Consider the following 18,325-nt stretch of genomic DNA (forward strand, 5'->3'; position numbering starts at 1 on the left):
ATGCAGACATGGCGGTTCTGGTGACAGGTGGGGCTGGATATATCGGCAGCCACATGGTGTGGACGCTGCTGGACGTCGGTGAAGATGTCGTCGTGCTCGACAACCTCTCCACCGGCTTTCGCTGGGCCGTGGCCCCGGCCGCGCGCTTCTATCTCGGCGATGTCGCCGACCCGGATGTGCTGAAGAAGATCTTCATCGAGAACGATATCGAGGCGATCATCCATTTCGCCGGCTCCGCCGTCGTTCCTGTGTCGGTTACCGATCCGCTCTCCTATTACGACAATAACTCGGGCAAAACGCGCGCGCTACTGAGCGCGGCGATCAAGGCCGGCATCCGCAACTTCGTCTTCTCCTCGACGGCAGCCGTTTACGGCCAGCAGAAGAGTTCCGCTCCGGTGAAGGAAACGGCGCCGCTCAATCCGGAAAATCCTTATGGTCAGTCCAAGCTGATGACCGAAATGATGCTGCGCGATGCTGCCGCCGCCTATGATTTCGATTATGTGGCGCTGCGCTACTTCAATGTCGCCGGCGCCGATCCGCATCTGCGCACCGGCCAGTCGACCTCAGGTGCGACTCATCTCATCAAGGTCGCCTGCGAGGCCGCCCTCGGAAAGCGCGACAGCATCGCCGTCTATGGCTTCGATTACCCGACCCATGACGGCACCGGCGTGCGTGATTACATCCATGTGAGCGATTTGACGGCAGCGCATTTGAAGGCGCTCCAGCATCTGCGCCAGGGCAGGGGGCCACTGGTCGCCAATTGCGGCTATGGCAACGGCTATTCCGTGCTCGATGTCTTGAACATGGTCACCCGCCTGAACGGTCACTCCTTCAAGATCAATATGGCGCCGCGTCGGCCGGGCGACGCGGCAAGTGTCGTCGCCGATGCGACGCTTGCCCGCCGCGTGCTGGACTGGACGCCGAAACACGATTCGCTGGAAACCATTGTCCGCAACTCGCTCGATTGGGAACTTTTCCTGATGAACAGGAGCGTCGACGATCTGCACAGCATTCATCGCGCGCTGGCTGCGGCTTCCTTCTGAACTGCAACCGGGCATTTACCATCCTCGCGCGGATGCGAGGGCCTGACGTTACGTGAATAAGGAATAATCAAGCTTTCTCTGGCTCGCTTCAGCCAAGGGAAAAGGGATCATGAAGAACTTCATAGCCTCATTGCGGCTGCAAAAAGATAATCCGAAGTTTCTGGTGGCACAGTTCAAAGCTTTGTCGTCGCAGATTCCAATTCTCTACGTTCTTCTTGTCATCAATGCGCTGGCCGTGGCTATTACTCACATCAAGTCGGCGCCTCTTTGGCTTTCGCTCTACATTCCCGTCGGTCTCAGCATCGTTTGCGTCTTCCGCCTCTGCTGGTGGGAAATATCAGGCAAGGAAAATGTCACGCCGGAGCGTGCGCTGCGGCTGATGAAAGTGACGCTATCCGGCGCCGTTATCCTCACGATCGGCTTCGGCGGTTGGGCTATTGCGCTCTATCAATATGGCGATGCCTCACAGCAGGGCCAGATCGCCTATTTCCTCGTTGTAACCGGCATTTCCTGCGTCTTCTGCCTGATGCATCTGCCGCTCGCGGCGACGATCACCACGGTCATCACCTTCACGGCCATGATCGTGACCTTCCTGTTTTCCGGTAATCCGGTTTTCGTCGCAACGGCGGTTAGCGGCTTGTTTCTCGTGCTGCCGTTCCTGCGCGTCATCAACAGTTACTTCCAGAATTTCACCCATTTGGTGCGGCTTACCGAGGAGCTGAAGCAGAAGCAGGCCGAAGCAGAGGAGCTGAACCTCGTCAATAGCCGCAATGCGTTGCAGGACCAGTTGACGGGCCTTGCCAATCGTCGCAGCTTCTTCCTGTCGCTCGAAAAGATGCTGTCGAAGGACCCTGCCTCGCCGCCTGTCATCGGTATCATCGATCTCGATGGCTTCAAGCCGGTCAACGACGTCTTCGGCCACGCGGCCGGCGACCTCGTATTGAAGGAGACGGCGCGCCGCTTCGTCTCATTGGTGGGCGACGAGGGCACCGTCTCGCGCCTTGGAGGCGATGAATTCGGCATCATCTTCCCTTCTGACATGACGTTCAGGGCCGTCTCTGACCTCGGCCTGGCGCTATGTGCGGCCGTACGTGAACCTTTCGACATCTCAGACGGGTCGGTGCGCGTTTCCGGCTCCTGCGGCATCGTCTATCCTGATGCGGGCGAGTACACCGCCGAAGATCTCTACGAGAAAGCGGATTTCGCGCTCTATCAGATGAAGAGCAAGCGCACCGGCGGTGTCGAGTTCTTCTCACCTGAGCATGAAAAGATGCTGACGCAGCGCTATCTCATTGAGCTGGAGCTGCAGGCCGACAATTTCGCCAAGGAGCTGAAGCTGGAATATCAGCCGATTGTCGAATTGCGCAGCGGCCGTGTCGTCGGTTTTGAGGCGCTCGCGCGCTGGGACAGCGCGCGCTTCGGCCGTATCAGCCCGGATGCCTTCATTCCCGCTGCCGAACGCACCGCTGTGATCGGTCGCATGACCCGCATCCTCTTCGGCCAGGCGCTTGATGCCCTGAAGATCCTGCCGACATATCTGCGTGTCTCCTTCAATCTGTCGGCCCGCGATATCTGCGATCACGAAACCTCGATGGCATTGCTCGCCATGATCAACCGGTCCGGTGTCGATCCCAAACGCATCGAATTCGAGATTACCGAGACGGCGCTGCTGTCAGACTTCGACACAGCCGATCAGGTGATCGGCACTCTACGCGCCGCCGGTATCTCGATCGCGCTTGACGATTTCGGCACGGGCTATTCGAGCTTGAGCCATATCCACCGGCTGTCTTTCGACAAGCTGAAGATCGACAAGGCCTTTGTGATGAATTTCGACCGTGATGCGCGCTGCATGAGCATCACCCGCTCCGTCGCCAATCTCTGCCAAAACCTCGGCATCGCCTCCGTGGCCGAGGGTGTCGAGAGCGAGGATGTGGCTGAGGCGCTGAAAGGCATCGGCGTAAGATTGGCGCAGGGCTATTATTTCTCGCGACCGCTGCCGCTGGAACTGGCGATCGATTACGCGGTGCAGCGCGATGTCGCCGTTTCACAGTCCCTCTCGGCCTGATTGATCAGCCAGCCACTAGAGCCTTTCCTGGTTAGATTGAAGCATTCTGTTGGCTCAAACGGAGTTGGATGGTCGACCGGCCGGCGCGCGTCGTAGCCCAGATCTACGGCCAAGCCGGCCGGTCGATCAGACGGCCCGTTTCAGCCAACCCGAAGGGCCGGGCATCTTTCCGCCAGGATCAAAGGCGATCGGCTCGGATGTACCTAGGGTATGCCCTTCGCCAATCGCCTTTGCCCTGACGAAAACCTGCTCCGGCAGAATGCTTCAAGCTAACCAGGAAAGGCTCTAGAACCCCGACCCGACCCGGTTTATTCATGGGGCAGGAGCGAGGTGGATCATGGACAACAGCAATCAGAGCGAAGTCATTGTTGAGCGACGGGGCACGGCAGGCCTCATCCGGCTGAACCGCCCAAAGGCGCTGAACAGCTTAACGATCCCCATGGTGCGCGCAATTAGCGCCGCGCTTGATGAATTCGCCGTCGATCAAACCGTGGCGAGCGTTGTCGTAATGGGCGAGGGCGAGCGCGGCTTCTGCGCCGGCGGGGATATTCGCGCCATTCACCTGAGCGGGCGTGCCGGCGACGGTCTCGCGGAAACCTTCTGGCGCGAGGAATTCCGCCTCAATCACCAAATCGCTACCTATTCGAAGCCCTATGTGGCGCTGATGGACGGCATTACCATGGGCGGCGGTGTTGGGCTTTCCGCCCACGGCCGCCATCGCATCGTCACCGAGCGCACCCGCCTTGCCATGCCGGAAACCGGTATCGGCTATTTTCCCGATATCGGCGCCACATGGCTGTTGCCCCGTACGCCGGGGGAAAGCGGCACATGGATGGCTCTGACCGGGCTCGATATCAATGCCTCCGATGCAATCTATACCGGCCTTGCCGATGTCTATATGCCTTCCTCGCGCGTTGAAGAGGCAGTCCATCATCTGACAAATCTGTCTGCGGGAAGTTCGTCGGACGACGTGGATGCGGTGCTGCGCGATCTCTCAGAACAGGTGGATGAAGGCAGGTTGCAGGCCAATGCCGCAATGATCGACCGCGCGTTTCACTTCAACCGAGTGGAGGACATCGCGTCCGCACTCGGCGCGGAGGAGGGCGAATTCGCTGCCGAAACCCGCCATGTGATGCTCACACGTTCGCCGACCAGTCTCAAGCTTGCCTTGCGGCTGCTGAGAGCCGGCCGCCAGAGTCGCACGCTTGCCGAATGCCTGGCCCGTGAGCTCGGGGCCTGCATGCACATCCTGCACGGTCCGGATTTCTACGAGGGCGTCCGTGCAGCCGTCATCGACAAAGACCGCAATCCAAAATGGTCGCCGCCGACGATCGCCCTGGTCAATGATGAAATGATTGGCCGCTTCTTCGAACCGGCCAAGCCGCCGCTCGCGCTCTGACCCTGCTGGTCGGAGAGGCCTCAACGCCACATGCCCCGCATGCGTGCGCCGACATCGATGCGCACCTGCCGCGCCTGCTGGGCGGCTGCCGTATCGGTCTTGGCCTGCGGCCAGCCGCAGACTTCGAAGAACTGCAGCAGTGTCGCGGGAATGAAGCGGCTGCGCGACGCATAGACATGCCGGTCGCCTTGCGAATTCTGACCATAGGTGAAGAAGCGCTGCGGTACGACGAGATCGAGGCTATCCTTGGCGCGTGTCATCGCCACGTAGAGCAGCCTGCGCTCTTCTTCGATTTCCGCAGTCGTGCCGACGGCGAGATCTGAAGGGATGCAGCCGTCGATGACGTTCAGCATGAAGACCTTGGTCCATTCCTGCCCCTTGGCCGAATGGATGGTCGAAAGGATGAGATAGTCCTCGTCGAGCAGCGGCACTCCTGCCTGGTCCGAGGTCGCATCCGGCGGATCGAGCGTAAGCTCCGTCAGAAAGCGCTCGCGCGAGGCATAGCCGCCAGCGATCTGTTCGAGCTGTATGAGATCGGCAAGCCTTGCGCTCGCATCTTCATGCAGTCGTTCCAGATGCGGCTCATACCATTGCCGCACCAGTTCGATCTCGGCAGGCCAGCCGGCCTTGCCGGTCTTCAGTTCCTGCATGGTGGAAACGAAGGATGTCCAGTCCTCGCCCGAGCGTGGCGGCGCGGGCATGGCGGCGAGAGCCATCACCGGGCTCGGGTCCTCGGCCATATGGTCCAGCACCTTCTGCGCCGTGGAAGGCCCAATACCCGGCAAGATCTGCATCAGCCGGAAACCCGCCACCCGGTCGCGCGGGTTCTGGGCGAAGCGAAGCGCTGCCAACATGTCCTTCACATGCGCGCTGTCGAGGAATTTGAGCCCACCAAACTTCACGAAGGGAATGTTGCGGCGCGTCAGTTCGACTTCCAGCGGGCCGCTGTGATGTGAGGCGCGGAAGAGCACGGCCTGGCTCTTCAGCTTCACGCCCTCCTCGCGATTGTCGAGGATCTTGTCGGCCACATAGCGCGCCTGATCGTTTTCGTCGCGCACCGTCACCAGCCGCGGCCGTTCCGGCGATTCCCGCTCCGTCCAGAGGTTCTTGGTGAAACGCTCGGAGGCAAGATCGATGACTGCGTTGGCGGCGGCAAGGATCGGCTGCGTCGAACGGTAGTTGCGGTCGAGCGTGACGATATTGGCGGCCGGGCTGAAGGAGGCCGGAAAATCGAGAATATTGCGCACCGTTGCCGCGCGGAAGGAATAGATCGACTGTGCATCGTCGCCGACGACGGTCAGGCCCTGCCCGGTCGGTTTCAACGCAAGCAGGATCGAGGACTGCAGCTTGTTGGTGTCCTGATACTCGTCGACAAGCACATGGTCGAAGCGGCTGCCGATATCCTCGGCAATCATGGGCTCGGCCACCATCTGCGCCCAGTAGAGCAGCAGGTCATCGTAATCGAGCACATTCTGGCTCTGTTTCGACTCGACATAACAGGCGAAAAGCTCGCGAAGCTGGTTTTCCCAGGTGGAGCACCAGGGAAAGGCGTCGCGAAGCACCAAGGGTAGCTCCGTTTCGGAGTTCACCGCACGCGAATAGATCGCAAGGCAGGTGCCCTTCGTCGGAAACCGGCTTTCGGTCCTGGAGAAGCCGAGATCGTGGCGCACGAGGTTCATCAGATCGGCGCTGTCTTCCCGGTCATGGATGGAAAAGGCCGGGTCTATGCCGATCTGTTCGGCATAGTCGCGCAAGAGCCGCGCGCCGATACCGTGGAAAGTGCCGCTCCAGGCGAGCGCATTGGCCATGATGCCGGAATTCTTTCCGAGCACCTCGCCGCAGATACGCTCGACGCGCCGGCCCATTTCGGCTGCAGCCCGGCGGGAAAAGGTCATCAGCAGGATACGACGCGGATCGGCGCCCTTGAGGATGAGATGCGCGACGCGATGGGCAAGCGTATTCGTCTTGCCGGAGCCGGCGCCGGCGATGACCAGCAGCGGCCCGGCCACATGGCTGCCGTCTGTGAGTGTGCCGTGCTCCACGGCCATGCGCTGCTGGGGATTGAGTCTTTCGAGATACATCCAGCCGTCCGGTTGGGCTTCGCGGGAGAATCAGCGCCTGCGAATAAAATCATATGTTCCTTGGATGTTCTCGATTGGCGCCGCTGTCAAGCTGGCGCGGGTTGCCATGCACTATTGTGGGAAGTCCGGCACGATCTCGCGCCGCACCAGCTTCAGGCTGCGGTCGGGCTGGAGAATATAGGTTTCGTAGACGCGCTGACCCTGTTGATCGTAGAAATCATTGTGGACGGCGCTGCCGATCGGCGATTTCGTCAGCTTGGTGCGCGGCTGCCCGCCATAGGTGATGCTGCCGGGAATGGGCTCCAGCGCAGGTGCATCCGCGGCTGAACAGCCGGCCAGCAGAGGTGCGGCCAGAAGGATCGTGGCAAGAAGAGCAGACACCAGCGTTTTCATCACTATTTCCTCGGCGGCAATTGCATGGGGCTTCTGCCGATGGCTCCGGCGGGGACGGGAGTGTCGGAGCACCGCCATCGCGGCGACTATGCATCCGGCCGGCCGCGGATGGCAACAAACGTCGTCCTCTTGCGTTAAATTTCTGTCAGTCAATGTCAGGAACGGTCATGGTGATGAGGTTTTACGGCTCTGCAATTCACGAGGAAGCCTGGATGCAGGACCACAACGCTGCCGCCAAGCGCGCGTCCACGGAAAGCGCCCTGCATGCCGCAGCCGATCTCGATGCGGCCGAAATCATCGTCTCCGCCATCGGCCCCTGCGTGATTCTCGAAGGTTTCGTACGCCAATGGGGCGACAGCGAGCGGGCCTTGGCAATCGCCGAGGACGTTGTCGGAAGCGGCAACGTGCATTGCCGTCTGCTGGTGAGATAAATCGCCATCTGCCCCGGAGTCACTTCCAAGGAACCAACTCGCCGTCTCGCGTGTTGAAAAGCTGGTTTCAATGCAGGAGATAATAATGCAAAGGCTTATCCGTCTGTGGGCCGCGGCTCTTCTTCTTGGGTGTGGCGCTTTTGCCGGCTCCGCCTACGCCTCGCTCGAGACCGACATGAATTATTCGGCCTTGCCGAAAGACGAAGTTGCGCTGAATGAATATACCAGCGCCACCATCTGCAAGCCTGTTGAACCGCATTACCTGCCATCCTTCATCCGTGCCGCAGATGGCACAATCATCGGCGTGGGATATATTCAGGTCAGAGAGGAGAATACTTCGAATTGTTGATAATATTCGAAGTTTCGTTCAAGGGGGCTCGTCTGGAGTCTCCTGCAGAGGGTGACGAGCCTCTAACCATCATCATGACGGCTGGCCTCGTTTTATTGATGAACAGATGAATGGCGCAATGTCTTTCGAGACAAACCCTGCGCGAGCTCCGTGCCGGGTTAAGTGAAAATTACGCATTGCTTCGTTTCGGAACAGGTCGGACTTTTTAGGTCTGATATCGTCGCCGAAAGCTTAATGCACTTTAAGCTTTGCTTCCTCGGCCGCCGCCATAAACTCCGCGCGGGCCTCTTCGACGGTCTTTCTTCCATCAAGTGCGGCGCGGCAGGCACTGCGTGCCTTCAGATATTTCAATCCGCGCACGGCAGGCCAATGTTCGGCAAGGCATGCCAGAGCATCGAATGGTCCCTTAACCGTGCGCGCTCCCGCTCCTTCAAAACCTACCTTGATCGGACTATTCCATCGTTCAGTCGCCATCGACGCTCCTCCAGCATGTCCCGATAGAAACATTGAATGAAGCCTTCGGGTTCCTCCGCAAAGGCTTCAGAATGCTAATATTCTAGCGAGATTTTTGCCGGCAGCAATGGCGCCGATTGGCGCGGTGGATAATGCTAAAGGAGAAAACTGGTGCTGCCGAGTGGGATTGAACCACCGACCTCACCCTTACCAAGGGTGTGCTCTACCACTGAGCTACGGCAGCAGGACCAGACGCGAGAAGCGGAAACGCTCAATTCGCGTGAACGGGGCGGCTATTGCCACAGCTTCGACAGGAGTGCAAGCCGCAAATTCCAACTTCTCTGGGAATAACGTCCCGCCCACTTTTGGAATGGCGCGAATTCGGTTAGTTCTGGGGGATGAACGAAGAGAATGAGAAGGCCAGGCAGAGCCGGAAAGCGGCCATGGAAGCCCAGGCGGCATTGCGCCGCGAACGGGCTGCCGAAAAACTGAGAGAAAATCTTTCAAGACGCAAACAGCAGGTGCGCGCTCGCCGATCCGGCCAGGCAGACGAGACGAACGGGCTGCCCGCTGCACAAACGCCTGCCGCAAAAATGGACGAATCGTAATGTTCGGTCCACTACGAATTGAAGCGGGCGGGGATTTGCTCTAAACACCCCCACTTCTTGCCTTGCCCCCCACAGGCAAAACTTTTGAGGAAAGGCGGGCCTCGCCCGTAAGTGCACATGGATCGTATCAGAATTGTCGGCGGTAATGAGCTCAATGGCGTCATTCCGATTTCCGGCGCCAAGAATGCTGCGCTGCCGCTGATGATCGCCTCGCTTTTGACGAGCGATACGCTGACGCTGGAAAACGTGCCGCACCTCGCCGATGTCGAATTGCTGATGCGCATTCTCGGCAATCACGGCGTCGACGTCGCCGTCAACGGCCGCCGCGAGCGGCAGGAAGATTCCTACGCCCGCACGATCCATTTCACCTGCCGCACCATCGTCGATACGACCGCTCCTTATGAGTTGGTCTCGAAGATGCGCGCCTCCTTCTGGGTCATCGGCCCGCTTCTGGCCCGTGAAGGCCATTGCCGCGTGTCGCTGCCCGGCGGCTGCGCCATCGGCACGCGTCCGGTCGATCTTTTCATCGACGGCTTGACCGCACTTGGTGCGACGATGGAAATCGATGGCGGTTATATCAACGCCAAGGCACCGCAGGGTGGCCTCATCGGCACGCACTATACGTTCCCGAAAGTGTCGGTTGGCGCGACGCATGTGCTTATGATGGCCGCAACGCTTGCCCGCGGCACGACCGTAATCGGCAATGCCGCACGCGAGCCCGAAGTCGTCGATCTCGCCAACTGCCTGAACGCCATGGGCGCGAAAATTTCCGGCGCAGGCACCTCCACAATCACGATCGAAGGCGTCACCTCGCTCTCAGGCGCGCGCCACCGCGTCCTGCCTGACCGCATCGAGACCGGCACATATGCCATGGCCGTCGCCATGGCTGGCGGCGATGTCGTGCTTGAAAATACCGATATTGCCCTGTTGGAAACGGCGCTGGAAACCCTGCGCCGCGCCGGTGCGGACATCTCATCGACCAACAACGGCATGCGCATCAAGCGCAATGGTGCCGGTATTCAGCCGGTCGATATCGTCACCGATCCCTTCCCGGGCTTCCCGACCGACCTGCAAGCGCAGTTCATGGCGCTGATGACCCGCTCTACCGGCATCTCGCACGTCACGGAAACCATCTTCGAAAATCGCTTCATGCATGTGCAGGAACTTGCCCGCCTCGGCGCGAAGATCTCGCTGTCGGGCCAGACGGCCAAGATCGAAGGTGTCCAGCGGCTGAAGGGGGCGCCGGTCATGGCGACCGATCTTCGTGCCTCCGTTTCCCTCGTCATTGCTGGCCTTGCCGCCGAAGGCGAAACCATGGTTTCCCGTGTTTATCACCTCGATCGCGGCTTTGAGCGGCTGGAAGAAAAGCTGACCCGCTGCGGCGCCATCGTCGAACGCGTCAGCGAGTAAGAAAAGCGCACTTATGCGCCCTTTATCCTGGTTGCGTATTTGGCCGTCGCGCCTTATTTCCCTTGTCTGACGGATCGCCGCAGTTGCGGCAGAAAGACATGGGATAGAGGCTGGATGACCGACCTGAAGCTTGTTGCGCTCGATGCCGAGGACCTGGCGGTCATTTCCGCGCATGTACAGGACAGCGTCTTTAAGGTGGCCGATATCGACTGGTCGCCGCGCGACAAGCAATTTGCGCTCGCTGCCAACCGTTTCGTCTGGGAGGAGGCGGCCCGCAAGCGCAAAGGCTTTGAACGCCGCCGCGCCGCACTCGTCTTCAAACGCGTGCTGTCCGTCCGCTCGATCGGCATCGATCGCTCGAGGCGTGACGATGTGCTGTCGCTCCTCGCCTTGCGTTTCGAGCAGAAGGGCGACGGGCCGGAAGGCACGCTCGAGCTCTCGCTCTCAGGCACGGCCTCGATCGTCCTCAATGTCGAATGTATCGAGGTACAGCTTGCCGATATCGGCGGCGCCTGGGAAACCGGCTCCAGGCCGCGCCACCCCGGCACCTGAGCGCAACAGTTTCGAGTAAAGAAGGAATTCCTGCCTTGGCAATCTGGCTCAATCAGACATCCGACGATTTCGAGCTGCGCTTCGCGGCATTTCTGACCACCAAGCGCGAGATCTCCGAAGACGTCAACAATGTCGTGCGCGCCATCATCGATGACGTGCGCGCGCGCGGCGATGTCGCTCTGGCGGAATATTCTAAGAAGTTCGACAGCATCGATTATGCCACCGTGCCGATGCGCGTGAGCGAAGAAGAAATTGAGAAAGCCGTCGAGGTTACCCCATCCGAAGTCCTCGGCGCGCTGAAGGTCGCCGCACTCCGCATCGAATCCCACCACCGCCGACAGCTCCCGAAGGATGATATCTACGAGGACGCCATGGGTGTTGGGCTCGGCTCGCGCTGGACGGCAATCGAAGCTGTCGGCCTCTATGTGCCCGGCGGCACGGCGAGCTATCCGAGCTCGGTCTTGATGAATGCCGTACCGGCAAAGGTTGCAGGGGTCGATCGCATCGTTATCGCCGTGCCGGCAACGGGCGGTTCGGTCAATCCGGCGGTGCTGGCCGCGGCCAGACTTGCCGGCGTCAATGAAATCTACCGCGTCGGCGGTGCGCAGGCGATTGCTGCCCTTGCCTATGGCACGGAGACGATCGCCCCGGTTGCCAAGATTACCGGCCCAGGCAATGCCTATGTCGCCGCCGCCAAGCGGCAGGTCTTCGGCACCGTCGGTATTGACATGATCGCCGGCCCCTCTGAAGTGCTCGTCATCGCCGACAAGGACAACAATCCCGACTGGGTCGCCGCCGATCTGCTCGCCCAGGCAGAGCACGACGAGAGCTCTCAGGCGATCCTGATCACCGACGACGAGGACTTCGGCAAGGCTGTGGAAGCAGCCGTCGAGCGGCAGCTGAAAACGCTGAACCGTGCGGAAACCGCCGCCGCCAGCTGGCGCGATTTTGGCGCACTCATCCTTGTCTCCGATCTCAAGGATGCCATTCCGCTTGCAAACCGTATCGCCGCCGAACATCTGGAACTCGCCGTCGCCGATCCCGATCTCTTCGTGGACAAGATCCGTAACGCCGGTGCCATCTTCATCGGCGCCCATACGCCCGAAGTGATCGGCGACTATGTCGGCGGCTCCAACCACGTGCTGCCGACCGCGCGCTCGGCCCGCTTTTCCTCCGGCCTTTCGGTTCTCGATTTCGTCAAGCGCACATCGATCCTGCGGCTTGGCCCGCAGCAGCTTCGCGACCTCGGCCCGGCAGCGATTGCATTGGCCGTTTCCGAAGGCCTCGATGCCCATGCGCGATCGGTCGCGATCCGCCTGAACCTCGAAAGGTGAGGGAATGGCGAAGGACGGCTTCCGGCTCTGCGACGTTGTCCTTGACGATACGATCGGCCGTTCGACGCCTGATGTCGAGCATGAGCGGGCGGTGGCGATCTTCGACCTGATCGAGGAGAATTCTTTCACACCCGTCGGCCATGCCGGCGGGCCTTACCGACTGAACATTTCGCTGGTCGATTCCAAGCTGGTCTTTTCCATAACCACCGAAAAGGGCGAGGATGTCGCAACGCATATCCTGTCGCTGACGCCCTTCCGGCGGATCGTGAAGGACTATTTCATGATCTGCGAGAGCTACTATGAAGCGATCCGCTCCGCCTCGCCGAGCCGCATCGAGGCAATCGATATGGGGCGACGCGGCATTCACAATGAAGGCTCGCAGACGCTGAAGGACCGTCTCTCGGGCAAGATCGATGTCGATTTCGACACCGCCCGGCGTCTCTTCACGCTGGTCTGCGTGCTCTATTGGCGCGGATGACGGCGATGGAGCCGCATATCGAAACGCAGGACGGAAAGCGGCCGGGCGCCATCCTCTTCATGTGCGGGCTGAATGTCATCCGCTCGCCGATGGCGGAAGTGATAGCCCGTAGCATTCTGCCAGGTAATACCTATATAAGGTCCGCGGGCGTCCGCGCCGGTGAACGCGATCCTTTCGTCGATGTCGTGCTGGAGGAAATCGGGCTGTCGCTCGGCCGCCGACAGCCGCAGACGCTGGACGAGCTCGAGGACGATTATTTCGACCTCATCATCACGCTCTCGCCGCAGGCCCATCACGCAGCGCTCGAGTTGACACGGTCCAGCGCTGTTGATGTCGTCTATTGGCCGACGATGGATCCGACAGTGGCGACCGGAACGCGCGAGCAGATACTGGATAGCTATCGCGGGGTTCGAGATCACATGACCGACCTTATCGAAAGCCGGCTGCTCAAGAGAAATGGCATCGCCGCGCAATCGGCATGAAACAAAAGATAGAAAGCCCGATCTACGAGGTTCACAAATCCCCGTTGATTGTGTAGTTTCCGCGCAAATTTTGAGGCGCCCAGCGCCGCTTTGCCAACATACAGGAAGAAAACCCTTATATGCCGAAAGAAGAAGTCCTCGAATTCCCGGGTATCGTGACCGAACTTCTGCCGAACGCGACGTTCCGCGTGAAGCTCGAAAACGAGCATGAGATCATTGCCCACACCGCCGGCCGTATGCGCAAGAACCGCATCCGCGTTCTCGCCGGCGACAAGGTTCTGGTCGAAATGACGCCCTACGACCTGACGAAGGGCCGCATCACCTACCGCTTCAAGTAAGCTTGGTCTGCGAAGCTCTCCGGAGCTTCCGCTCCCGCCTGCCGATGGTCGAGGTTCCATGGCGCTGAAATACAAGCTCATTCTGGCCTCGGGCTCGCCCCGCCGCGTCGATCTGCTCAATCAGGCCGGCATCGAGCCTTCGCGCCTGATGCCGATGGATATCGACGAGACGCCGAAGAAATCGGAGCATCCGCGCTCGCTCGCCCGCCGCCTCTCTGGCGAAAAGGCGGAAGCAGCGCTTGCCGCCATCAAGGGCGACATCACCTGGAAGGGCAGCTATATCCTCTCCGCCGATACGGTCGTCGCTGTCGGTCGCCGCATCCTCGGCAAAGCGGAATTCGCCGATGAGGCATCGAACTCCCTGCACCTGCTCTCCGGCCGCAACCATATGGTCTATACGGGCATCTGCCTGATCACGCCTGATCGGAAAGTGCGCCAAAAAATTGTCGAGACCAAGGTGCGCTTCAAGCGTCTGTCGAGTTTCGAGATCGAAAACTACATCGCCTCGGGCCAGTGGCGCGGCAAAGCCGGTGCCTATGGCGTCCAAGGGCTGGCGGGCACCTTTGTACAGAAAATGGTCGGATCCTACACCAATGTCGTAGGGCTGCCGCTTTACGAAACCATTCTGCTGTTGACCGGCGAGGGCTTCGATGTCCACAGCCGTTGGCCCGAAGGCTGATCTCCCGCAAGGAGCAAACCATGTCTGATGAAATGAAAACCGGCGGCAAGGTTGAGCCGTTGCGCAAGACACGTCCTTGCCCGGAATGCGGCAAACCGTCGAACCGCGAACACTATCCCTTCTGCTCCAACCGCTGCCGCGAAGTGGACCTGTCGCGCTGGCTGACGGGGTCCTACGCCATTCCCGTGGCAGATGATGAGACGAAGGCGGATTATCCCGACGAGGAAAGCTAGGTTTTCCACCGCGAAGCCCTTATTTTTCCTCGCAAATCACCAAAGTCAGCAAGACCGTCAAAAAACTATCATTTGATGCTTGCCATGGGCGAACAAGATGCTATAACCCCGCTCGCTTCCGGGGCGCACCAAGGCCTCGACATTCTAAAAGCGGAATGTTTTCGTGAAGCAGGTTAGCCCAGGTAGCTCAGTTGGTAGAGCAGCGGATTGAAAATCCGCGTGTCACTGGTTCGATTCCGGTCCTGGGCACCATTTGATTTCACTCCATAATTAGCAAACTTTTGACCTCCCCAGCTCGCGAAATTGGCGTCCGTGGTAGCACACTGGTAGCGGCGATCTGGTAGCGACGGGTCGAAACAGTCGGCCCGCTCGATCGCGGCGAGGAAAGCGTGCACGTCCCTTACATATTCGTCTATCCGGCCCGCAAAATGGTCAGGCTCGGGCTCTGCAACATGGGAGAGGGCTTAATCTTTCGCTTGTATGAAGCGGCGTGAAGGCGCGCACTCATGACCGCGCAGCGCGATCCTCCGGCGTTGCATTCCGTAGAAACTCGCCAGTGGAGCCGGAAATTTTCACTCGATCTATACCAGTGGCGGAACCTCCCGCCGCCGTCACCGTTTATGCCGAATGGCCCGGCAAGCATTCTGGAAAGGTTACCTCAAACTCTCTCTTGTCACCGCGTCCGTTTCCCTGACGCCGGCGACGACGGAGTCGAGCAAGGTGCGGTTTCATGTGCTGAATCGCGCGACGAAAAACCGTGTCGAAAGCCGCTATGTCGATAGTGTCACGCACAAGCCCGTTGCCGAGAAGGATCAGGTGAAAGGCTATCCGCGTGGCGAGGATGATTATGTTCTGCTGGAGGACGAGGAGATCGAAGAGGTGGGGCTGGAAAGCACCCGCACCATCGATATCGACAGCTTCGTGCCGCGTGGTTCGATCGACTGGATCTGGTACGACAAGCCGCATTTCCTGGCGCCGGAAGACAAGGTCGGCACGGAAGCATTCTGCGTAATCCGGGAAGCCATGCGGGCCAATGATGTGGTCGGCATCGCCCGGCTGGTGCTCTATAGGCGCGAGCGGGCCGTGCTGCTGGAACCGTTAGACAAGGGCATAGTTCTTTGGACCCTGCGCTACGGTGACGAGGTGCGCGAACCGACCGCCGAACTCGACATGAAGGCAAAGGTCGACAGTGATTTGCTGGCTTTGATGAAGAAGCTGGTCAAGGAAGAAACGAAGGAATGGGACCCTTCGATGGTACAGGATCCGGTTCAGAAGCGGCTGAAGGCCTTGATCCGCGGCAAGGAAAAGAGCCTCAAGAAGGCTGCTCCGGCCCGCAAGCCGGCGCCGGTAAAATCGACCGGCAACGTCATCAACATCATGGATGCGCTGAAGAAGAGCCTTGCGGCCGAAAGTGGTCGCGGGAAGTCGCGGTAGTTCTAAAGGCTTCTCCCTACAAGGGGAGCGTCTTTCAAGAGCCTATCTCTTCCGCTTCTGCAACGGCTTGGCTGCTGCAAAGAACCCATCCCATGGATCCTTGCTGAGTGCATCGAGGCGCGCCGGCGTATTATCGACGGTGAAATAAGCAGGGCCGATTTCGGTTGTCAGCTCACTCCATTCCAGCGGCATCGAGACGGCGGCACCTGGCCGGGCGCGCGTGGAATAGGCAGCAACAGCAGTGTTGCCGCGGCCGTTCCGGAGGTAGTCGATGAAGATCTTGCCGCTGCGCTTCGCCTTGGTTGCGGTTGCAAGATAGCGGTCGGGGTCATCTTTCGACATGCTGTCGGCCAGCCACTTCGCAAAGCCTTTCACATCCACCCAGCCGGCCTTCGGCTCAAGCGGCGTCACCACATGTAGGCCTTTGCCGCCGGAAGTCTTGACGAATGCCGCAAGGCCCTCGCCCTCGATACGCTCCTTCAGTTCGTAAGCTGCCGCTATCACATTTTCCCATGGCACATCCTCGCCGGGGTCGAGGTCCATGGTGATCATGTCGGGCTTTTCCCAATTGTTTGTGGTCGTGCCCCAGGGATGGATTTCCAGCACCGCCGATTGCACCAGCGCTACGACGCCATCGAAATCGGTAACGCGCAGCAGCTTCTCGCCGCCCTTGTCTTTGGGATCGGTGATTTGCTCGATATGTTCGTTCATGCCTTTCCAGGCGTGCTTCTGGAAAAACCGCTGGTGGCCGGAAATCCCGTCAGGCAGGCGCAGCAGAGCAAGCGGCCGGTTGACGACATAAGGTGCCATGAAACGCCAGACCTGCGCATAGTAATTGGCGAGACCTTCCTTGGTGACGCCCTCGTCCGGCCAATAGATGCGGTCGGGATGGGTCAGCTGCACTGCCGATTTCGGCAGGTTTTTGGCGGTTGTCTTTTCCATCTCGCGCACAACGTCCTTTGCCGGCTTGTCCTCCCGCAGTCCGCGAAAGGCCGCGTGGCGCAGATTACCATCCGCCGACCATGCGCGGAACTCCACTTCGGCAACGAGCTGCGGCTTAACATAGTGCAAGCCTCGCCGCTCCTCGGCGGTCAGCTTGTCGTCGAAGGAGTTTTGCTTCATCTCCATTGCCGACAACCGCTCGTAAAGCATCTGTGCCGTCGCGACAGTGTAACCAGTGCCGACGCGGCCGACATGCTTCAGCGCGCCGTCCTCGTAATAACCCATGGCGAGCGAGCCGATAGCATTCTTCATAGCGGTCGAGGGTACGTAGCCACCAATGACGAATTCCTGCCGCTGCGAGCATTTTGACTTGATCCATTCGCCGTTGCGGCCGGAGACATATTTGCTGTCGCTCAGCTTGGAGACGACGCCTTCGAGACTGAGCCGGCAGGCATGGTTCAACACGAGACCGCCGTTCTCATTGAAGTGCGTGCTATAGCGCAGTTTGTCGCTATTTTCCGGAATTAGCTTCTCCAGCAGATGTTTGCGTTCGAGAAGACTTACGTTGAGCAGGCTATATCCATCGAGATGGATGAGGTCGAAAGCATAGAAGACGAAGCGGTCGTAACGGCCTTCACCGAGATCATGCTGCAGGGCGGAGAAATCCGATGCGCCGGTATCGCGCTCCACAACGAGTTCACCATCGATGACGGCCGTTTCAACAGGCAAGGAAGCGAAGGCATCAACGACGTCCTTGCCGAATTTCTCTGTCCAGTCCAGACCTCCGCGTGTCAGCATCCTCACGCGCCCGTCCTCGATCTTCACCTGCAGCCGGTAGCCGTCGAACTTGATCTCGTGGATCCAGCGTTCGCCGGCCGGTGGCTTGGGCTTCAGCTTGGCAAGCTCCGGCTCGATGAAGTCGGGCATGGCTCCCTTTTTCGCGCCTTTCGGCCAATCCCGCTGCAAGGCAGGGGCCTTTGCCTTCCGAGCTGGCGCCTTGGTCTTTACGGCAACAGCCTTGCCGCCCTGAGGTTTGGATTGCCAGGTTGCGTCAGGGTTTTCGGCGACCTCTTCCAGCTCGCGGCCGGTTTTGGCAGATTCCGGACGCTCTTTGAGGATATCCGGTGCACCCTCATGCCGGGCCTCTTCGTCATCGCCTTTGATCAGCAGCCAGTTCTCGCGCTTCTCGCCCGGCTTTCCGTGCATGCGCACCAGATGCCAACGCCCCTTCAATTTTTCGCCGTCGAGTTCGAATTCCATATGCCCCTTGCGGTAGGCCCTGTGCGGATCGCCAAGCGGCGTCCAGGTACCGCGGTCCCAGACGATCACGGTACCGCCGCCGTACTGGCCCTTCGGAATGATACCTTCGAAATCGCCATAGGACAGAGGATGGTCTTCGACGTGGACAGCGAGGCGCTTATCTTCAGGATTGAGGCTTGGGCCTTTTGTAACGGCCCAACTTTTCAACACGCCGTCCATCTCCAGCCGAAAATCGTAATGCAGCCGTGTGGCGTCGTGCTTTTGAATGACGAAACTGTTGCCCTTCACTCGGGCTGGCTTACCGCGCGGCTCCGGCGTGATCTTGAAATCGCGTTTCGCCTGATACGTCTCGAGCGCCATG

19 protein-coding genes and 2 tRNA genes are annotated in these 18,325 nt (G+C 59.6%); 16 read left to right on the forward strand and 5 right to left on the reverse strand.

Translation table 11 applies throughout. The features are described from left to right. Positions 1–8 precede the first annotated feature (8 nt). The 3 genes from galE to FHT78_RS23110 all read left to right on the forward strand — a co-directional run bounded on the left by galE (position 9) and on the right by FHT78_RS23110 (position 4,507). The gene (gene galE, locus FHT78_RS23100; protein WP_183748909.1) at positions 9–1,043 is read left to right on the forward strand and encodes a UDP-glucose 4-epimerase GalE; all 1,035 of its coding nucleotides are present in this window, start codon (positions 9–11) and stop codon (positions 1,041–1,043) included. Between the two features lie 109 nt (positions 1,044–1,152). Then, positions 1,153–3,108, forward strand: a complete 1,956-nt coding sequence (locus FHT78_RS23105; protein ID WP_183748910.1) for an EAL domain-containing protein — start codon at positions 1,153–1,155, stop codon at positions 3,106–3,108. Between the two features lie 337 nt (positions 3,109–3,445). After that, entirely contained in the window at positions 3,446–4,507 is a 1,062-nt protein-coding gene (locus FHT78_RS23110; RefSeq protein WP_183748911.1) for an enoyl-CoA hydratase/isomerase family protein, read from the forward strand. Between the two features lie 20 nt (positions 4,508–4,527). Here FHT78_RS23110 and FHT78_RS23115 read toward each other — a convergent pair whose 3' ends face one another. Together FHT78_RS23115 and FHT78_RS23120 are read right to left on the reverse strand one after the other, a co-directional pair. Then, positions 4,528–6,588, reverse strand: a complete 2,061-nt coding sequence (locus FHT78_RS23115) for an ATP-dependent helicase (RefSeq protein WP_183748912.1) — start codon at positions 6,586–6,588, stop codon at positions 4,528–4,530. 111 nt (positions 6,589–6,699) lie between these two features. Beyond that, complete coding sequence (locus FHT78_RS23120) at positions 6,700–6,981, reverse strand: hypothetical protein (protein WP_183748913.1); 282 nt, start codon at positions 6,979–6,981, stop codon at positions 6,700–6,702. 167 nt (positions 6,982–7,148) lie between these two features. Here FHT78_RS23120 and FHT78_RS23125 point away from each other — a divergent pair, with 167 nt between their 5' ends. Both FHT78_RS23125 and FHT78_RS23130 read left to right on the forward strand, forming a co-directional pair. Then, complete coding sequence (locus FHT78_RS23125; protein WP_183748914.1) at positions 7,149–7,412, forward strand: BON domain-containing protein; 264 nt, start codon at positions 7,149–7,151, stop codon at positions 7,410–7,412. A gap of 85 nt (positions 7,413–7,497) precedes the next feature. Next, positions 7,498–7,761, forward strand: a complete 264-nt coding sequence (locus FHT78_RS23130) for a hypothetical protein (RefSeq protein WP_183748915.1) — start codon at positions 7,498–7,500, stop codon at positions 7,759–7,761. Between the two features lie 231 nt (positions 7,762–7,992). Here the strand turns inward: FHT78_RS23130 and FHT78_RS23135 are convergent, their stop codons facing one another. Both FHT78_RS23135 and FHT78_RS23140 read right to left on the reverse strand, forming a co-directional pair. Further along, positions 7,993–8,235, reverse strand: coding sequence for a DUF982 domain-containing protein (locus FHT78_RS23135; protein WP_183748916.1), 243 nt, complete (start codon positions 8,233–8,235; stop codon positions 7,993–7,995). Between the two features lie 148 nt (positions 8,236–8,383). Then, positions 8,384–8,458 (reverse strand) — tRNA-Thr (locus FHT78_RS23140). A 154-nt stretch (positions 8,459–8,612) separates the two neighbouring features. On the opposite strand from FHT78_RS23140, the gene FHT78_RS23145 reads away from it, so the two are divergent. From FHT78_RS23145 to FHT78_RS23195, 11 genes are all read left to right on the forward strand, one after another. Continuing rightward, complete coding sequence (locus FHT78_RS23145; protein WP_183748917.1) at positions 8,613–8,822, forward strand: hypothetical protein; 210 nt, start codon at positions 8,613–8,615, stop codon at positions 8,820–8,822. A gap of 117 nt (positions 8,823–8,939) precedes the next feature. Beyond that, positions 8,940–10,232, forward strand: coding sequence for a UDP-N-acetylglucosamine 1-carboxyvinyltransferase (murA, locus tag FHT78_RS23150; RefSeq protein ID WP_183748918.1), 1,293 nt, complete (start codon positions 8,940–8,942; stop codon positions 10,230–10,232). A 114-nt stretch (positions 10,233–10,346) separates the two neighbouring features. After that, positions 10,347–10,784 carry a DUF2948 family protein gene (locus FHT78_RS23155; RefSeq protein WP_183748919.1) on the forward strand — a complete coding sequence of 146 codons (438 nt, stop codon included), beginning with the start codon at positions 10,347–10,349 and terminating at the stop codon, positions 10,782–10,784. Positions 10,785–10,819: 35 nt separating this feature from the next. Continuing rightward, positions 10,820–12,118, forward strand: a complete 1,299-nt coding sequence (hisD, locus tag FHT78_RS23160; protein WP_183748920.1) for a histidinol dehydrogenase — start codon at positions 10,820–10,822, stop codon at positions 12,116–12,118. Positions 12,119–12,122: 4 nt separating this feature from the next. Further along, positions 12,123–12,596 carry a UPF0262 family protein gene (locus tag FHT78_RS23165; RefSeq protein ID WP_183748921.1) on the forward strand — a complete coding sequence of 158 codons (474 nt, stop codon included), beginning with the start codon at positions 12,123–12,125 and terminating at the stop codon, positions 12,594–12,596. Further along, complete coding sequence (locus FHT78_RS23170) at positions 12,593–13,078, forward strand: low molecular weight phosphatase family protein (RefSeq protein ID WP_183748922.1); 486 nt, start codon at positions 12,593–12,595, stop codon at positions 13,076–13,078. The genes FHT78_RS23165 and FHT78_RS23170 overlap by 4 nt, the downstream gene beginning before the upstream one ends. Before the next feature lie 119 nt (positions 13,079–13,197). Then, complete coding sequence (gene infA, locus FHT78_RS23175; RefSeq protein ID WP_003545338.1) at positions 13,198–13,416, forward strand: translation initiation factor IF-1; 219 nt, start codon at positions 13,198–13,200, stop codon at positions 13,414–13,416. 58 nt (positions 13,417–13,474) lie between these two features. Beyond that, complete coding sequence (locus FHT78_RS23180; protein WP_183748923.1) at positions 13,475–14,095, forward strand: Maf-like protein; 621 nt, start codon at positions 13,475–13,477, stop codon at positions 14,093–14,095. Positions 14,096–14,115: 20 nt separating this feature from the next. Continuing rightward, a complete protein-coding gene (yacG, locus tag FHT78_RS23185; protein ID WP_113298516.1) occupies positions 14,116–14,328 on the forward strand; it encodes a DNA gyrase inhibitor YacG in 213 nt (70 codons plus the stop codon). A gap of 176 nt (positions 14,329–14,504) precedes the next feature. Beyond that, positions 14,505–14,580: transfer RNA gene (locus tag FHT78_RS23190), tRNA-Phe, on the forward strand. A 375-nt stretch (positions 14,581–14,955) separates the two neighbouring features. After that, positions 14,956–15,762, forward strand: coding sequence for a Ku protein (locus FHT78_RS23195; protein ID WP_183748924.1), 807 nt, complete (start codon positions 14,956–14,958; stop codon positions 15,760–15,762). Positions 15,763–15,804: 42 nt separating this feature from the next. Here FHT78_RS23195 and ligD read toward each other — a convergent pair whose 3' ends face one another. After that, entirely contained in the window at positions 15,805–18,324 is a 2,520-nt protein-coding gene (gene ligD / locus FHT78_RS23200; protein WP_183748925.1) for a DNA ligase D, read from the reverse strand. Position 18,325 lies beyond the last annotated feature (1 nt).

Source organism: Rhizobium sp. BK196 (assembly GCF_014193255.1).
Classification (GTDB): domain Bacteria; phylum Pseudomonadota; class Alphaproteobacteria; order Rhizobiales; family Rhizobiaceae; genus Rhizobium.

Bases quoted from the DNA above. Each gene is read 5' to 3' on its own strand.
- galE (WP_183748909.1), top strand. From the start codon at position 9: ATGGCGGTTCTGGTGACAGGTGGGGCTGGATATATCGGCAGCCACATG.
- FHT78_RS23105 (WP_183748910.1), top strand. From the start codon at position 1,153: ATGAAGAACTTCATAGCCTCATTGCGGCTGCAAAAAGATAATCCGAAG.
- FHT78_RS23110 (WP_183748911.1), top strand. From the start codon at position 3,446: ATGGACAACAGCAATCAGAGCGAAGTCATTGTTGAGCGACGGGGCACG.
- FHT78_RS23115 (WP_183748912.1), bottom strand. From the start codon at position 6,588: ATGTATCTCGAAAGACTCAATCCCCAGCAGCGCATGGCCGTGGAGCAC.
- FHT78_RS23120 (WP_183748913.1), bottom strand. From the start codon at position 6,981: ATGAAAACGCTGGTGTCTGCTCTTCTTGCCACGATCCTTCTGGCCGCA.
- FHT78_RS23125 (WP_183748914.1), top strand. From the start codon at position 7,149: ATGGTGATGAGGTTTTACGGCTCTGCAATTCACGAGGAAGCCTGGATG.
- FHT78_RS23130 (WP_183748915.1), top strand. From the start codon at position 7,498: ATGCAAAGGCTTATCCGTCTGTGGGCCGCGGCTCTTCTTCTTGGGTGT.
- FHT78_RS23135 (WP_183748916.1), bottom strand. From the start codon at position 8,235: ATGGCGACTGAACGATGGAATAGTCCGATCAAGGTAGGTTTTGAAGGA.
- FHT78_RS23145 (WP_183748917.1), top strand. From the start codon at position 8,613: ATGAACGAAGAGAATGAGAAGGCCAGGCAGAGCCGGAAAGCGGCCATG.
- murA (WP_183748918.1), top strand. From the start codon at position 8,940: ATGGATCGTATCAGAATTGTCGGCGGTAATGAGCTCAATGGCGTCATT.
- FHT78_RS23155 (WP_183748919.1), top strand. From the start codon at position 10,347: ATGACCGACCTGAAGCTTGTTGCGCTCGATGCCGAGGACCTGGCGGTC.
- FHT78_RS23165 (WP_183748921.1), top strand. From the start codon at position 12,123: ATGGCGAAGGACGGCTTCCGGCTCTGCGACGTTGTCCTTGACGATACG.
- FHT78_RS23170 (WP_183748922.1), top strand. From the start codon at position 12,593: ATGACGGCGATGGAGCCGCATATCGAAACGCAGGACGGAAAGCGGCCG.
- infA (WP_003545338.1), top strand. From the start codon at position 13,198: ATGCCGAAAGAAGAAGTCCTCGAATTCCCGGGTATCGTGACCGAACTT.
- FHT78_RS23180 (WP_183748923.1), top strand. From the start codon at position 13,475: ATGGCGCTGAAATACAAGCTCATTCTGGCCTCGGGCTCGCCCCGCCGC.
- yacG (WP_113298516.1), top strand. From the start codon at position 14,116: ATGTCTGATGAAATGAAAACCGGCGGCAAGGTTGAGCCGTTGCGCAAG.
- FHT78_RS23195 (WP_183748924.1), top strand. From the start codon at position 14,956: ATGGCCCGGCAAGCATTCTGGAAAGGTTACCTCAAACTCTCTCTTGTC.
- ligD (WP_183748925.1), bottom strand. From the start codon at position 18,324: ATGGCGCTCGAGACGTATCAGGCGAAACGCGATTTCAAGATCACGCCG.